The organism is Aeromicrobium sp. JJY06, assembly GCF_044069275.1.
In the GTDB taxonomy this organism is placed as follows: domain Bacteria; phylum Actinomycetota; class Actinomycetes; order Propionibacteriales; family Nocardioidaceae; genus Aeromicrobium; species Aeromicrobium tamlense.
Window position 1 is genome coordinate 1856531 of the sequence record NZ_JBIMRD010000001.1, and the last position, 13055, is coordinate 1869585.

General features: G+C 72.5%; 12 protein-coding genes. 8 read left to right on the top strand and 4 right to left on the bottom strand.

What is annotated here, in order from left to right; genetic code table 11:
- Positions 1 to 79: 79 nt before the first annotated feature.
- Positions 80 to 1525, top strand: a complete 1446-nt coding sequence (locus ACGWYL_RS09050) for an LCP family protein (RefSeq protein WP_269305501.1) — start codon at positions 80 to 82, stop codon at positions 1523 to 1525.
- A 57-nt stretch (positions 1526 to 1582) separates the two neighbouring features.
- On the opposite strand, the gene ACGWYL_RS09055 is transcribed toward ACGWYL_RS09050, so the two are convergent.
- From ACGWYL_RS09055 to ACGWYL_RS09065, 3 genes are all read right to left on the bottom strand, one after another.
- Positions 1583 to 2335 carry an ABC transporter ATP-binding protein gene (locus ACGWYL_RS09055; protein ID WP_269305503.1) on the bottom strand — a complete coding sequence of 251 codons (753 nt, stop codon included), beginning with the start codon at positions 2333 to 2335 and terminating at the stop codon, positions 1583 to 1585.
- A gap of 4 nt (positions 2336 to 2339) precedes the next feature.
- Positions 2340 to 3203: an ABC transporter permease gene (locus ACGWYL_RS09060; RefSeq protein ID WP_179426156.1), complete on the bottom strand. Its 864-nt coding sequence runs from the start codon at positions 3201 to 3203 to the stop codon at positions 2340 to 2342.
- 88 nt (positions 3204 to 3291) lie between these two features.
- The gene (locus ACGWYL_RS09065) at positions 3292 to 3960 is read right to left on the bottom strand and encodes a TIGR03089 family protein (RefSeq protein ID WP_395486996.1); all 669 of its coding nucleotides are present in this window, start codon (positions 3958 to 3960) and stop codon (positions 3292 to 3294) included.
- Positions 3961 to 4063: 103 nt separating this feature from the next.
- On the opposite strand from ACGWYL_RS09065, the gene ACGWYL_RS09070 reads away from it, so the two are divergent.
- Genes ACGWYL_RS09070 through ACGWYL_RS09080 form a run of 3 tightly spaced genes read left to right on the top strand, consistent with a single transcriptional unit; the run spans position 4064 to position 8497 of the window.
- A complete protein-coding gene (locus ACGWYL_RS09070) occupies positions 4064 to 4315 on the top strand; it encodes a WhiB family transcriptional regulator (protein WP_179426152.1) in 252 nt (83 codons plus the stop codon).
- A 55-nt stretch (positions 4316 to 4370) separates the two neighbouring features.
- Complete coding sequence (locus tag ACGWYL_RS09075; RefSeq protein WP_395486997.1) at positions 4371 to 7178, top strand: glycosyltransferase; 2808 nt, start codon at positions 4371 to 4373, stop codon at positions 7176 to 7178.
- The gene (locus ACGWYL_RS09080) at positions 7175 to 8497 is read left to right on the top strand and encodes a DUF5719 family protein (RefSeq protein ID WP_179426148.1); all 1323 of its coding nucleotides are present in this window, start codon (positions 7175 to 7177) and stop codon (positions 8495 to 8497) included. The genes ACGWYL_RS09075 and ACGWYL_RS09080 overlap by 4 nt, the downstream gene beginning before the upstream one ends.
- Positions 8498 to 8510: 13 nt before the next feature.
- Here the strand turns inward: ACGWYL_RS09080 and ACGWYL_RS09085 are convergent, their stop codons facing one another.
- Positions 8511 to 8963, bottom strand: a complete 453-nt coding sequence (locus ACGWYL_RS09085; RefSeq protein ID WP_179426146.1) for a metallopeptidase family protein — start codon at positions 8961 to 8963, stop codon at positions 8511 to 8513.
- Between the two features lie 48 nt (positions 8964 to 9011).
- Between ACGWYL_RS09085 and ACGWYL_RS09090 the strand changes: the two genes are divergently transcribed.
- The 4 genes from ACGWYL_RS09090 to ACGWYL_RS09105 all read left to right on the top strand — a co-directional run bounded on the left by ACGWYL_RS09090 (position 9012) and on the right by ACGWYL_RS09105 (position 13024).
- Positions 9012 to 9362 carry a DUF3499 domain-containing protein gene (locus ACGWYL_RS09090; protein ID WP_179426144.1) on the top strand — a complete coding sequence of 117 codons (351 nt, stop codon included), beginning with the start codon at positions 9012 to 9014 and terminating at the stop codon, positions 9360 to 9362.
- Entirely contained in the window at positions 9359 to 9535 is a 177-nt protein-coding gene (locus tag ACGWYL_RS09095; RefSeq protein WP_179426142.1) for a Trm112 family protein, read from the top strand. The genes ACGWYL_RS09090 and ACGWYL_RS09095 overlap by 4 nt, the downstream gene beginning before the upstream one ends.
- Positions 9536 to 9618: 83 nt before the next feature.
- Entirely contained in the window at positions 9619 to 11346 is a 1728-nt protein-coding gene (locus ACGWYL_RS09100) for a dynamin family protein (RefSeq protein ID WP_395486998.1), read from the top strand.
- 79 nt (positions 11347 to 11425) lie between these two features.
- Positions 11426 to 13024: a GTPase gene (locus ACGWYL_RS09105; RefSeq protein WP_395486999.1), complete on the top strand. Its 1599-nt coding sequence runs from the start codon at positions 11426 to 11428 to the stop codon at positions 13022 to 13024.
- Positions 13025 to 13055 lie beyond the last annotated feature (31 nt).

Genomic DNA, 13055 nt, shown 5'->3' on the forward strand with positions numbered 1-13055 from the left:
GGCGTTGGGAACCGGAGGGTTTAATGGGGCGTCGGTCGCGCACGGACGATCGGCCACGGCAGGCAGGAGAGGTGGCGGGGTGAGCGGTCTGGGAGCCCGACCCACGCGGGTCGCGCAGCGCGGTGGGCTGCGCCGTGCACTGGTGCTGATCCTCGGCACGGTCGTCTGGCCCGGCATCGCGCAGTTCCTGGCCGGCGCGCGCCGCCTCGGCGCGGTCGTCATGGTCGCCTGGGTGGCCGTGCTGACGGCCCTGCTGGTGGTCTGGTTCCGCTTCCGCCCCGATCGCGCCCAGGTCATCGACTGGCTCACCGACCCGTCCGTGCTCCAGACCGCGCGCGTCGCCGCCCTCGTCCTGGCGATCGGCTGGATGCTGCTGTTCGTCGACGCCTGGCGGCTCGCCCTCGTGCGCAGCCTGGGCTGGTGGCGACTCGGCATCATCTCGGTCGTCAACGTCACGATCGTCGCGCTGGTCACCTCCACGACGTACCTGAGCTGGAACACCGTCTCGGCCTCCAAGGAGGTCGTGGAGCAGGTCTTCCACGAGACCGAGGTCAAGTCGCCGCTTCAGGGCCGCTACAACATCCTGCTGCTCGGCGCCGACTCCGCCGACGACCGCACCGGCCTGCGCCCCGACTCGATCAACCTCGTCAGCATCGACGCCGAGACCGGCGTGCCGATCATGGTGTCGCTGCCGCGCAACCTGCAGAACGTGCCGTTCCCCGAGGACTCGCCGATGCGGACGGTCTACCCCTACGGCTACAACTGCGGCTCCGAGTGCCTGCTGAACGCGGTGCACACCGCCGCGGCCGACCGGTCCGACCTCTACCCGAAGAGCAAGGACCCGGGCCTGGACGCCACGCTCGAGGCCGTCGAGGGCGTCACCGGCCTGAAGGTCAACTACTACGTCCTCGTGAACATGAAGGGCTTCTCCAGCCTCGTCGACGCCACCGGCGGCGTGACGATGGACATCAAGGAGCCCATCGCGATGTTCGGCAAGGACGACGCCTGGAAGCAGGTGTACATCCAGCCGGGCAAGCAGAAGCTCAACGGCAAGGAGGCGCTCTGGTACGGGCGCAGCCGCGTGCAGTCCGACGACTACACGCGCATGGGCCGCCAGAAGTGCCTCATGCAGGCCATGCTCCAGCAGCTCAGCCCCGAGCAGGTCGTGCTGAACGCGGGCAAGATCGCCAAGAGCTCGGCGCAGATGCTCAGCACCGACATCCCCGCCTCCGAGCTGGGCGCGTTCGGCGACCTGGCCCTCAAGGCCAAGGACCAGCAGATCGCGACGCTGTCGGTCGTGCCGCCGGAGTACAGCACCGTCACGCCGAACTTCGAGCAGATCCGCGCCGACGTCGCGGCCCTGGTCAAGAAGAGCGAGCGTCAGCAGAAGAAGGCCGCGCAGCCGAAGCCCACGGACTCCACGGCGACCACGCAGGCCCCCGAGACGCAGCAGACGCCCGAGGCGCCGAAGACCGAGTCGCCGTCAGCCGCGAACAACACGGACGACCTCGCCGCCACCTGCTGATCCCGGCCCCGGCGCCGAGCCGACCGGGAAGCGGTGGCGGGGCGGGGAGCGCTGGGGTCAGCGGCTCTCCTCGTAGGCCGCGATGACCTCGTCGGGATCGCCGTCCATCATGAGCTCGCCCTTCTCGATCCAGATGACGCGATTGCACGTGTCGCGGATCGACTGCATCGAGTGGCTCACCAGGAACACCGTTCCGGCGTTGTCGCGGATCTCGCGGATGCGCTTCTCCGAGCGCTTGCGGAACTTGCGGTCGCCGACGGCCAGGGCCTCGTCGACGATGAGGATCTCGTGGTCGCGGATCGTGGCGATCGCGAACTTCAGGCGGGCGGTCATGCCCGAGGAGTACGTGCGCATCGGCAGGTCGATGAACGGGCGGATCCCGGCGAAGTCGACGATCTCGTCGTAGCGCTCCTCGATCTCGGCCTTGGAGAAGCCCAGGGCCAGGCCACCGAGGATGACGTTGCGCTGGCCGGACAGCTGCTTGATGAGGGCCGCGCCCACACCGAGCATGCTGGGCCGCGAGCTGGCGTAGATCGAGCCGCGGGTGGCGGGGGTCAGACCCGTGATGGCGCGCATCAGGGTGGACTTGCCCGAGCCGTTGGAGCCGATGACGCCGATGCTGTCGTTCTCGTACGCGGTGAACGAGATGCCCTTGAGGGCGTGCACCGTGCGGGTGCGCTTGGCGCGGCGCAGCACGCCGCCGCGGTCGGCCTCGGTGGCGCGCTTGCCGGTGGCGAAGACGCGGTACTCGACGTGCAGGTCCTGCACGACGACGACGGGTCGGCGCTGCTCGGTGTCCGCCGTCTCCACGGACTCAGTCGACGCGACCATAACGCTCCTCCGCGGCCCAGAAGAACACGACGCCGATCAGGAACAGCCCGATCGACCAGACGGCGATGATGGGCCAGAACTGCAGGCGCACGTCGTAGAGCGGGTCGGAGTCGAGCAGCAGCTCGCGCGACAGGCTCAGGAAGGCGTAGACCGGCTGGTACTGGACGATCTCGAGCAGCTTCGGGTTGCCCTCGAAGCGGATGTCGAAGCTGAAGAAGATGCCGGTCGTGTAGAAGAAGAACCGGGTGATGAACGGCAGCAGGTTCGTGAGGTCGGGCAGATGCACCGTGAGGCGCGCGGTGATGAACGCGACGCCCATGCAGAACAGGAAGTACAGGCCGATCAGGGGCACCATCAGCAGCCAGTTCCAGTTCGGCACGTGCCCCATGAGGAGAAGGAAGACCATGAGCAGGCCGACCGTGGGGATCAGCTGCATGAACTTCTGCACGACCACCGAGATCGGCAGCGACATGCGGGGGAAAGCCAGACTCTGCACGAGCGCCTGGTTCGACGTGATCGACTTCGAGCCGCTGCCCATGCACGCCGAGAAGAACTCGAACATGAACACGCCGATGATCAGGAACGGCACGAAGTCGGGGACCGACTTCGTGCTGGCCATGAGGATGCCGAAGACGATGCCGAACACCGCGGCGTTGAGGATGGGCTTGAGGACGATCCACAGCATGCCCAGGCGCTGACGCTGGTTCTCGGCCTCGATGCGGAACTTCGCCAGCGAGACGATGAAGTCCTTGCGTTGCGCGACTCCCCGCAGGTATTCCGTCAGCGGGGGTCGGCCGCCCACCCGGGTCAGGCCGTGGGCCTGCGGGTCGTCGACCGTTGGGGTCATGCGTGGTTCCTGTCGTGATGTCTCGGGGGCATCGGCCGTCGGCCCGGATGCCCCGTCGAGTCTAGGGCACCCACCATCGCGGATCGGCTCAACGTCCCGGCCCGTCGAGCCGTGCGTGCTCCTGCGCGGCGATGCGCACGAGGTCGTCGGGTCCGCCGCCGGCGACCATCACCAGCGAGCCACCACCGGTGAGGGCCGCCGCGAGGTCGGCGGCGTCGTCGGCCACGGACCCCGGCTCGCGCACGACCCGGTCGGTCAGGGCGGGCGCGGCGAGCAGCTCGGCGTGCGTGGCGCGGCGCCCCGCGACGTCGAGGGCGAGGTCGTCCGGCGCCGGGGGATCGAGGTCGATGAACACGTCCGGGCTCGCGGGCACGTGCACCGCGATGTCATGGAAGCCCTCGGGCTCGGCGGGGAAGCGGCCCCCGAGAGGACGCAGCGACGCCGCCAGCCGGATCGGCTCGGCGGCCTCGAGCTCGGGGCCCGACAGGCCGATCTGCGCGTCGGAGTCGGCCACCACGGCCCCGACGCGCCAGGCGCCCAGGATCCACACGTAGCGCAGCCAGTGGCTGGGCAGGCCGATCCGCACGCGGGTGCCACGCTCGGCGTCGAGCTCGTCGACGAGGAAGTTCGCGACCTTCGCCACCCAGTTCGCCAGCGTCACGCCGCTGAGCTCGACGCGCTCGCCGGTCGCGACGTCGTAGTACGTGACGACGGGGGAGGGCGTGGGGGTCAGGACGGTGGCAAGGGTGGTGGTCACGCCTCGACGCTAGCGCGGAGCCCGGAGGCGCGACACGCCGAGGATCGCCGGACATTTGCTATTCGGCTTGACGTTTGGCAGGCATCCGACTGTAATTACAGGCATGTCATTAGTCGGTTGGATCGAGGGCGACGACCCCGAGCTCATGTGGCAGGAGCGTGCTCTGTGCGCTCAGACCGACCCCGAGTCGTTCTTCCCCGAGAAGGGCGGCTCCACGCGCGAAGCCAAGCGCGTGTGCCTGAGCTGCGACGTCAAGACCGAGTGCCTCGAGTACGCACTGGCCCACGACGAGCGCTTCGGCATCTGGGGTGGCCTGTCCGAGCGAGAGCGTCGCAAGCTCAAGAAGCGCGCCTGACCTCCCCGCGCCGCTGACACCTGACGGTTGGTCGCAACCGCCTAAGGTGGCGATCATGCACGACGACGACCTCGAGGACGAATCCGTCCCGGCGTGGCGTGCCAGCCCTCCCTCCGTCCTCGCCGTTCTCGTCGCCCATCGCGGATCGCGATGGCTGCCCCAGACCCTCGCGGCCCTCGACCGGCTGCACCACCGGCCCGACCACCTCGTGCTCGTCCACGACGACAGCGACCCGGCCACGCGCGACCTCCTCGAGGGACATGCGCACGCCTCGCGCATCGTCACCGCCCCCGCCCGTCGCGGGTTCGGCGGCCAGGTCGCGGTGGCGGTGGAGTCGCAGACCGAGGCCTACGACTGGATCTGGCTGCTCCACGACGACCAGATCTGCGACCCCGACGCGCTCTCCGGCCTCCTCGACGAGGCCACGCGCGACCCCGACATCGGCATCGTCGGCCCCAAGGTCCGCGAGTGGCCGTCGCTCCGGCGGCTCCTCGAGGTCGGCCTCACGGTCACCGGCACGGGCCAGCGCGAGACGATGCTGGAGTCCGGCGAGCCCGACGCCGGCCAGCACGACCGGCCGCAGGACGTCCTGGCGGTCGGCTCCGCCGGCATGCTGGTCCGCCGCGACGTGTGGGAGCGCCTCGGCGGCACCGATCCGCGGCTGCCGCTGTTCTTCGACGACATCGACCTCGGCTGGCGCGCCAACCGCGCCGGCTACCGCGTGCGCACGGCGCCGCGCTCGATCGTGTTCCACGCCGAGGCCACGGCCAACCGGCGTCGCGTGCGCCGCAAGGGCGTCCGCGAGCACGCGGGCGAGCGCCGTGCCGCCGCGCTGCACACGATGCTGGCCAACAGCGACCCGCTGCGGTTCCTGCCGCTGAGCATCCGTCTGTTCGTGGGCTCGCTGCTGAGGTTCGTCGGCTTCCTTTTCGGCAAGGACCTGCGGTCGGCCCGCGGCGAGATCATGGCGATGGTCACGGTCTTCGCCAATCCCGGGCCGATGATCGCGGCGCGCCGCCGACGCAAGCCGAACGTCGTGCGCCGCAACCGCGAGCTGAAGGACCTGTTCGCCCCGTTCTGGATGCCGTACCAGCACGGACTCGACGTCGCCGCCACCACCGTGCAGGCCGTCGTCCGCCCCGAGTCGGTGGACTCACTCGGCCTGCGGTCGATCGGCGTCGCGGAGGAGGACGAGGAGGACCCGGTCGTCGTCGACCAGCCGCCGTGGTGGCGCCGTCGTCCGTGGCTGACCTGGGTGCTGGTGCTGCTCGTGGGCTCGCTCGTCGCGGCGCGCTCCGTGGCTGCGGGTCACCTGTTCAGCCCGGTCCTGCCCGCGTCGCCCGACGCGGTCTCGTCGTGGTGGCGGCTGCTGTTCGAGCGGTCGCACGCGGTCGGCCTCGGCAGCGCCGACGTCGCGCCGGCCTACGTGGTCCCGCTCGCGTTCGTCGGGCTGCTGGTGTGGTTCGCGCCGGGACTCATCTCCTGGATCCTCACGGTGCTGGCGGTGCCGTTCGCGGCGCTCACCGCCCACCGCTTCGGCCGCCTCGTCAGCGACGACCGTGCCGTCCGGATGACGTGGGCCGTGTCGTACGGCCTCGTCGTCGGCGTCACCGGCGCGATCGCCGGCGGCCGCCTGGGCACGGTGGTCACCCTCGTCGTGGCGCCCCTGTTCGCCAACGTCCTCCTGCGCCTCGTGCTCGAGCCCACGTGGACCCGTGCCGCCCTCGTCGGCCTGTGGATCGCGCTGGTCGCGGCGTTCGCGCCGGTCGCCTGGGCGCTGGGCATCGTCGCGCTCGTCGTCAGCGCGCTGCTGGTGCGGTCGTCCGCGCGCTACCTCGCGCTCAGCGGCGTGATCGGCACGGTGCTGCTGGGTCCGTGGCTGCTCGACCGTGTCCTGTCCGGGCGGATCTGGTGGGAGGTCGGCAACCCCGTCGACGCGCCCGCCTCCGCCTGGGACGTGGTCACCGGCACCGGCGGCGGGCCCGGATCGGCGCCGTGGTGGATCGCGGTCCCGCTCATCGTGCTCGCCGCCGCGGCCCTCGTCCCCGAGGCGACCCGTCGCGCCGTCGCCGGCGCCTGGATCGTCGCGGTCGCCGGTCTGGCCACGGGCCTGCTGGCCTCGATCTCGACCTACGTGCCGTTCCCCGGCGCTCCGGAGGTCAGGGCGTGGTCCGGGCTCGGCGCGGGCATCTGGCTCGGCGGCCTGCTGACCGCGGTGCTGTTCGCCTGGCCCGCCCTGCGCACGCGCAAGCACCGCCGCTGGCGACGCCCGGCGATCGCCCTGCTGGCAGCGTTCCCGATCCTCGCCGGCGGCTGGCTCGTCGTGCGCGGCATCGACGACCCGCTCGAGTCCGGTGACGCCCGCGTCGTACCCGCCTTCCTCGCGGCCCGACCCGGCACCACCGTCGTGCTGACCGGCGACTCCGAGTCCGGCATCGTCGCCGACGCCGTCGTGGGCCCCGGCCCCTACCTCGGGGCCGAGGCGCTGCGCACCACTGCCGAGCGCGAGGACCGCCTGCGCGACACCGTCACCTCGCTGGTCACCACGCCCACACGCGACGACGTCGACGAGCTGGCGCGACTCGGCGTCGACAGCATCTACGCGCCCGACGTCGACCTCGACCTCGCGCGACGGATCGACGCGGCGCCCGGGCTGGCCCAGAAGGGCAGCGACTCGCCCGACTCGCGCGTCTGGTCGGTGACCTCCGAGGTCGAGGCCGAGCCCGCGCCCGAGGCCGGACCCGCCCGCCCCTGGATCGCAGGCGTGTGGGTGCTGGCCTGGGTCGGCGCGTTCGTGGGTGCCCTGCCGGTGCGCCGCAACGCGGCCCCCGGGCCGGATCCGGACGAGGAGGACGACGCATGAGCAGCCGGTTCCCCGCCCGTTACGTCCTCCCCCTCGTGGCGGCGCTGCTCGTCGCCGCGATCTCGTTCGTGCCCGAGCCCGAGCCGCCCGTCGTGGCCGGAGGCAGCCAGACCGTCGAGGTCCGCCAGACCACGTGGGCCTGCCCCGTCGAGTCCGGGTGGACCGTCGCGGCGGGTCAGGTGGCGCCGGGCGACGAGGCCGTGGCTCGCCCCATCCCCGAGGAGGCGGCGGCCGACCCGGTGTGGGCGCGGGCCGACCGCTGGCGCACCGCCGAGCCGGGCGGCGACGCCCTCGTGCTCGAGCAGTCCGGCGAGGGCTCCGGATCGGTCGGCTACGTCGCCGGCCGACTGAAGGGCGACGCCGTGCTCGCGGCGTGCCCGCCCGTCGTCGACGAGGCCTGGTTCGCGGGCCTGGGCGACCGCGGCCGCTCCGACGCCACGATCACCCTGGTCAACCTTGGCGAGAACCGCGCCGTGGCCGACCTCAGCTGGTGGGGCGCCAACGGCCCAATCCAGTCGCTGGACACGTCGGGCCTCGTGGTGGAGCCGGGTCAGCGGCGCCAGATCTCGGTCGACGACGTCGCCGCGGGGGAGGGAGCCGTCTCGGCCCACGTCTCGCGCCGCCGCGGCTCGCTCACGGCGATCGCGCTCGACGCCGGCACCGGCGGTGCCGACCTGCTCGCCCCCGCGCCGGGCCCCGCCACCGAGCAGGTGCTGGCCGGCCTGCCCGAGGGCGACGGCACGCGCCTCGCGCTGGCGAACCCGGGCACGTCCACCGCGCACGTCGCGGTGTCGGTCCGCGGTCCGGGTGGCGCCTTCGCCGCCGAGGGCCTCGAGGACGTCTCGGTCGAGCCCGAGTCCACGCGGGTCGTCGCGGTCCCGGGTTCGGTCGACCTGCGACGCGCGTCCCTCGCGATCACGTCCGACCTGCCCGTCGTGGCCTCCGCCTCGATCGAGACCGACGACGACGTCGCCCGAGTGACGCCGTCGGCCGCCATCGAGGGTCCCGCGGTCGTGCCCGTCCGGCTCGCCGGCGGCGCCGTGCGCACGGTCGTCACGGCCAAGGAGGCCGCCGTGGTCGAGGTCGAGTCCTTCTCGGCGTCGATGGAGTCGCTCGGCACGAGCCGGGTGAGCGTCGGTGCAGGGGCCTCGGCCCTCGTCCCCGCGCCGAAGGACGGCGCCGCCTATCTCGTGCTGACCCCGCAGGAGGGCCGTCGCGTGATGGCCGGTCTCTGGAAGTCCGGGGGAGGCAGGATCGCCGCCACGGCGGTGCGTCCCGCGCCCGTCTCGGTGGTCGCTCCCGGCGTCTCCGTGCGCTGACCGGTGCCGCTGCTCAGGCGCGCGGGTCGAGGTCCTCGGGGTCGTGGTGCCAGACCTCGCCGAGCCGCGTGAGCAGCACGGTCCAGACCAGCTCCTCGAGGTCGACGGCCGAGCGTGCCCGTCCCACGATCGGCAGGCGGTAGACCACGATCCGGTACCCGCCCGGCGCCGGGTTGACGATGCTGCGGGGCACCGGCTCGTCCCAGCCGGGCGGCAGCATCGGCGCCTCCTCGACGGCGACCTCGACGTGGTCGGGCTCGCGCGCGAAGTGGTGGTCGAGCCGCGTGAGGATCTCGGCGACGAGGTCGTCGAACGCCTCGCGCGGGGTGCGGTGGACCGGAGCGCCCTGCGGCGAGAGGGGCCCCGGGAGCGACATCACGCCGCGCGGTCCGCGCCCGCGACGGTCGCGGGCGGAGCCCGGACGCGGACCGTGGACGCCGATGCGGGATCCCGGTTCGCTGGCCATCCGGTGAGCCTACTGCGGAGCGCTGGGGTCGCGGGCTAACCTCGCCCCGTGGGACTGCAACGTCGATGCTCGCGCGCAGGCTGCCCGAACTCCGCGGTGGCCACGCTGACGTACGTGTACGCCGACTCGGTCGCCGTCCTGGGCCCGCTGGCCACCTACGCCGAGCCCCACGCGTACGACCTGTGCTCGCGTCACGCCGAGCGCCTGTCGGCGCCGCAGGGCTGGAGCGTGGTGCGACTGGCCCCGGAGTTCACCGAGCCCGAGCCCACGCACGACGACCTCGTGGCACTGGCCGAGGCCGTCCGCGAGGCGGGCCGTCCGGCGCCCGAGCAGCCCTCCGACGACGGCTCGCCGGTGCTGCGGCTCGTGCGCGACGACTCGGCTACGGTGGTGCCGTGAACCTCGATCCAGCCCTCGTCGAGATCCTGGTGTGCCCCCAGTGCCGCTCCGGCCTGTTCGTGGACGCCGAGGCCGACGAGCTCGTGTGCAACGGCTGCGCCCTCGCGTACCCCGTCCGCCGCGACATCCCGGTCATGCTGGTCGACGAGGCCCGCTCGCTCGACGCCTCCTGACCCCACTTCTGCGGATCTGGGGCTGGTGTGACGAATGGGACTCCGGGGTGTGTCCACTGCACTACCATTCGTAGTGATCTGAGATGACTGAGCCTGCCGCAATTCCCCAGCGCGAGGCCATGGTCGAGGACGGTCTGCTCCAGGGCCTGTCAGGACTGGCGGCAGCGGTCGTCGCCATGCCCTTGGAACTCGACATACCCGGGGTCGAGCAGGACCGCGCGCTCCAGCGCGAGATCGCCGAGCAGCTGGGGGACTACGTCGTCCCCCGACTCGAGAATCTCGGCGCCCCGCTGCTGGTCGTGGTCGGCGGCTCCACCGGCGCGGGCAAGTCCACGCTGGTGAACTCGATCGTCGGCCGCCGTGTGTCGGCCACAGGAGTGCTGCGACCCACCACGCGCACCCCGGTGCTGGTCCACCACCCCGCCGACACCGAGTGGTTCCGCTCGGGCCGTGTCCTGCCCGACGTCGTCCGCACCGGCTCCAACAGCCGGCGCGCCAACACGATCCGCCAGGTGGCCTGCTCCACGCTGTGGCCGGGCGTGGCCGTGCTCGACGCCCCCGACTTCGACTCGATCGACGAGACCAACCGTGAGATGGCCGAGCAGCTGCTCGGGGCCGCCGACCTGTGGCTGTTCGTCACCTCGGCCGCGCGCTACGCCGACCAGGTGCCGTGGGACTACCTGCGTCGTGCCGCCGACCGCAACGCCTCGATCGCCGTGGTGCTCGACCGCACCTCGCCCGAGGCCCTGGGCGAGGTCCGGCGCCACCTGGCCCGGATGCTCAGTGAGCACGGCCTCTCCGACGTGGCGCTGTTCTCGGTGCCCGAGTCCACGCCCGACTCCGAGGGCGTCCTGCCGACGGGCGACGTCGCGCAGGTCGTGTCGTGGCTGCGGCACCTCGCCGACGACGAGGCCCAGCGCCGCGAGATCGTGCTGCGCACGCTGCAGGGCGCCATCACGCACGACGTGCAGGAGTCGCGCCGGCTCGAGAGCGCGCTGACCCGCCAGGTCGACGCCGCGGCGCAGCTGCGCCAGGACGTCGCGTCGGTCTACCTGAGCGCGCACGCCGACCTCATGACCGCCGCCACCGACGGCACCATGCTGCGCGGCGAGGTGCTCGCGCGCTGGCAGGACTTCGTGGGCTCGGGTGAGATCTTCCGCAAGCTCGAGCGCACCGTGGGCTCGTGGCGCGACAAGCTGTTCCGTCGCAAGCCCACCACGCCGGAGGAGGTCGAGGAGGCCGCCGTCTCGGGCCTGCACCTGCTGATCCTCGACCGCGCCGAGCGCGCCGCCGAGGAGGTCGCCCGCGCCTGGGACTCCACGCAGGCCGGTCGCACCCTGCTCGACAGCCAGCGAGGGCTGGACCGTGCCTCGCGCGACGTCCGGGTGCGCGCCGAGCGCATCGCGCGCGAGTGGCGCGAGGCCGTGTTCGAGCTCGTCGCCGAGCAGGGCTCCGACAAGAAGACCAAGGCCCGTGCGCTGTCGCTGGGCGTCAACGCTGCGGGCGTCACCCTCATGGTCGTGGTGTTCGCCGGCACGGCCGGTCTCACGGGCGCCGAGCTCGGCATCGCCGGCGGCACCGCCGCCGCGGGTCAGGCCGTCCTCAACGCCGTCTTCGGCGACCAGGCCGTCCGCGACCTCGCCGACCAGGCCGGCAAGGACCTCGCGCGCCGTCTCGAGGACCTGCTGGAGTCCGAGGCCGAGCGCTATCTCGACCTGCTGCCCGACGAGGTGACCCTCGAGTCCGCGCACTGGCAGCTCGAGGCCGCGATCGCGTCCGTCGCCCCTCCGCGCGGGAGGCGGTCGCGATGAGCGAGCGCCAGCGAGCGAACGATTCCACGCATCGAATCGCGGCACCGTCCTACCGTGCCCTTCCTCAGGCGGTGACGCGATGAGTGCATTGGACGAGCGGGTCACAGCCCTGCAGTCGGCGATCGAGGCCGCGGGCGACGTCATCGACCCCGACGTCGTCGCGCCTGCCGAGGCCACCTTCAGCCACGCGCAGGAGCGCCTCGAGCTCTCCACGCAGCACACGGTCGTGGTGCTCGCGGGCGCCACGGGCTCGGGCAAGTCGTCGCTGTTCAACCGCCTCGCGGGCCTGGACCTGGCCGAGGTCGGCTACCTGCGGCCCACCACCTCCACACCGCTGGCGTGTGCGTGGGGCCCCGCCGGCGCCACCGAGCTGCTCGACTGGATCGGCGTCGCCCGCCGCGACCAGATCGCCCGGCGCAGCATCCTCGACGCGCCGCAGGACGACGCGTTCGAGGGCCTCGTGCTGCTCGACCTGCCCGACCACGACTCGGTCGTCACCCAGAACCAAGAGGTCGTCGACCACGTCGCGCGCTACGCCGACCTGTTCGTGTGGGTGCTCGACCCGCAGAAGTACGCCGACGCCGCGATCCACGCGCGCTACCTCCAGCCGCTGGCGACGCACGCGGAGTCGTCGGTCGTGGTGCTCAACCTGGCCGACCGGCTCAGCGAGACCGACCTCAAGATCGCGGTCGACGACCTCGAGCTGATTCTCGAGCGTGAGGGCTTCCGCGGCGTGCCCGTGATCGCCACCAGCGCCACCAGCGGCAAGGGACTGCCCGAGCTGCGGGCCGAGATCGGTCGCCGGATCACCTCCAAGCGGGCCTCGCAGGCACGTCTGGTCGCCGACGTGCGCCAGGTGGCGCGCCGCCTCGCCGACGCCGGGGGAGTGGAGCCCGTGCGGGGCCTCGACCGCCCGGTCCGCGACGCCCTCGTCGAGACGTTCGTCCAGTGCGCCGGCGTGCCGCAGATCGCCGACGCGGTCGAGGAGTCCATGGCCCGACGCGCCGTGGTCGCCACCGACTGGCCGCTGATCGGCTGGGTGGGTCGGCTGCGCCACGACCCGCTGCGCGAGCTCGGCTTCGGCCGGTCGGCGCGCGACGCCGTGGCCGAGGTCATGCCGATCTCGCCGTCCGTGCAGCGCGCCCGCGCCGACCTGGCGCTGCGCGAGGCCACCGAGGTCGCCACCGAGGGCATGTCCCGCCCGTGGCGGGCCTCCGTCGTCGACGCGGTCGCCGGCGAGAGCGCGCGCGACGTCATCGACGAGCTCGACGAGGCCGTCGCCGGCGTCGACCTCGGGCTCAAGCAGCGTCCGCTGTGGTGGACCGCCGTCGGTGCCCTGCAGTGGCTCACGTTCCTGGCCGTCGTCGGCGGGCTCGCGTGGGCCGTCGCGGCCGCCTTCGGCCTCGTGGACCCCGATCCCTGGACCGGTGCGCCCCGGCCGCTCGGCATGAGCCTGCCGCTCGTGCTGATCGCCGGAGGCCTGCTGTTCGGCATCGCGCTCACGCTGTTCTCGCGCTGGCTCGGCGGGGTCGGCGCGCGGCGGGCCGGGGCCAGGGCGGAGAAGAAGCTCACCGAGGCGATCAACCGCACCACCGAGCGGATCGTGGTGGCGCGCCTGCGCAGCGAGCTCGACCGCTACGACCGCTGGCGCAACGGCCTGTCCACCGCCGGTCGCTGAGCGCTGCCGGTCGGCCGTCGTTCCGGCGTTC

Coding starts and splice junctions, on each gene's coding strand:
- ACGWYL_RS09100 (WP_395486998.1), top strand. CDS start 9,619: ATGACTGAGCCTGCCGCAATTCCCCAGCGCGAGGCCATGGTCGAGGAC.
- ACGWYL_RS09070 (WP_179426152.1), top strand. CDS start 4,064: ATGTCATTAGTCGGTTGGATCGAGGGCGACGACCCCGAGCTCATGTGG.
- ACGWYL_RS09075 (WP_395486997.1), top strand. CDS start 4,371: ATGCACGACGACGACCTCGAGGACGAATCCGTCCCGGCGTGGCGTGCC.
- ACGWYL_RS09060 (WP_179426156.1), bottom strand. CDS start 3,203: ATGACCCCAACGGTCGACGACCCGCAGGCCCACGGCCTGACCCGGGTG.
- ACGWYL_RS09105 (WP_395486999.1), top strand. CDS start 11,426: ATGAGTGCATTGGACGAGCGGGTCACAGCCCTGCAGTCGGCGATCGAG.
- ACGWYL_RS09085 (WP_179426146.1), bottom strand. CDS start 8,963: ATGGCCAGCGAACCGGGATCCCGCATCGGCGTCCACGGTCCGCGTCCG.
- ACGWYL_RS09080 (WP_179426148.1), top strand. CDS start 7,175: ATGAGCAGCCGGTTCCCCGCCCGTTACGTCCTCCCCCTCGTGGCGGCG.